Annotated in this window: 2 protein-coding genes; both read right to left on the reverse strand. The window is 73.7% G+C overall.

Translation table 11 applies throughout. The features are described 5' to 3' along the window. A partial coding sequence (locus tag ACQKIP_RS47150) for an ATP-binding cassette domain-containing protein (RefSeq protein ID WP_427745832.1) occupies positions 1-769 on the reverse strand: 769 nt, incomplete at its 3' end. Next, on the reverse strand, positions 769-1,528 hold a 760-nt coding region (locus ACQKIP_RS47155; RefSeq protein WP_427745833.1), incomplete at its 5' end, for an ABC transporter ATP-binding protein. The genes ACQKIP_RS47150 and ACQKIP_RS47155, both read right to left, overlap by 1 nt.

Consider the following 1,528-nt stretch of genomic DNA (forward strand, 5'->3'; position numbering starts at 1 on the left):
GGGTGTAGGGGTGCTTGGGGTCGGCGAACAGCTCGGCGGTGGGCGCCTGTTCGACGATCTGGCCGAGATACATGACGGCGATGCGATCGGCCAGGAATTCCACGGCGGCCAGGTCGTGCGTGATGAACAGGCATCCGAAGCCGCGGTCGCGCTGGAGATCGGCGAGGAGGTTGAGGACCGAGGCCTGCACGGAGACGTCCAGGGCGGAGGTGGGTTCGTCGGCCACCAGGAGGTCGGGGTCCACGGACAGCGCGCGGGCGATGGAGATGCGCTGGCGCTGTCCGCCGGAGAGTTCGTGCGGGTGGCGGTCGGCGTGCTCGGGACGCAGGCCCACCTTGGCAAGGAGTGCGGCCACCCGGGCGCGGGCCGCGTCCCCTTTGGCGATGGCGTGCAGGCGCAGGGGCTCGGCGATGATCTGCCCGACGGTCATGCGCGGGTCCAGCGAGGACGAGGGGTCCTGGAAGACGAGGTGGAAGTCCTTGCGCAGGGGGCGCAGGGCGCGCCGCGACAGGCGGGTCACGTCCGTGCCGTTGATGCGGACGGTGCCGCCGGTGGGCTCGTCCAGCCGTACGGCGCAGCGCCCTACGGTCGATTTGCCGCTGCCCGACTCTCCGACGAGCCCTACGACCTCCCCCTTGCCGACGGTGAGGCTGACGCCGTCGGCGGCGCGCACGAGGCCGCCGGGCGAGGCGAAGTGCCGCTCCAGGCCGTCCAGTTCGAGCACGGGCCGCGCCTCGGCGTGCGGTGTGTGCGGTGACTGCGCGGGGATCACTGTCCGGCCTCCCGGGTGGTGGGCGTGAGCACGGGGGCGTCCTGCGGGTGCCAGCAGGCCGCCCGGTGCGCGGCGTCGGCTCCCGCCGTCGGGGAGAGGGCCTGGAAGCCGGGCCTGCGCGTCGTGCACCGCTCGTCGGCGTGCGCACAGCGCGGGGCGAAGGTGCAGGCGTCCGGCTGTGCGTCGAGGCTGGGCACCAGGCCGGGGATCTCGGGCAGGCGCCGCTTGCCCGGCCCGCCCGGACTGGCGCCCGCGCTGGCGCCCGGCCGCAGGACCGCGCCCAGCAGACCGCGGGTGTAGGGATGGCGGGGTTCGGCGAACAGCTCGTTGGCCGGGGCCTGTTCGACGGGGCGGCCCGCGTACATGACCAGGACGCGGTCGGCGGTGTCGGCCACCACGCCCAGGTCGTGGGTGATCAGCACGATGGCGGTGCCGAGGCGTTCGCGCAGGGAGTGGAGGACTTCGAGGATGCCCGCCTGGACGGTGACGTCCAGCGCGGTGGTGGGCTCGTCGGCGATCAGGACGGCGGGGTCGCAGGCGACCGCGATGGCGATCATGACGCGCTGGCGCATGCCGCCGCTGAGCTGGTGGGGGTATTCGTCCACGCGCCGGGCGGGGGCCGGGATGCCCACCAGGCCCAGGAGTTCGACGGCACGCGCGCGTGCCTGCTTCTTGGACAGGCCCTGGTGGCGCCGGAGCACCTCGCCTATCTGCCGGCCGATGGTCAGGACGGGATTGAGGGAGGTCATCGGCTCC

Origin of the sequence: Streptomyces sp. NPDC059900 (genome assembly GCF_050270335.1) — a bacterium.
GTDB lineage: Bacteria > Actinomycetota > Actinomycetes > Streptomycetales > Streptomycetaceae > Streptomyces.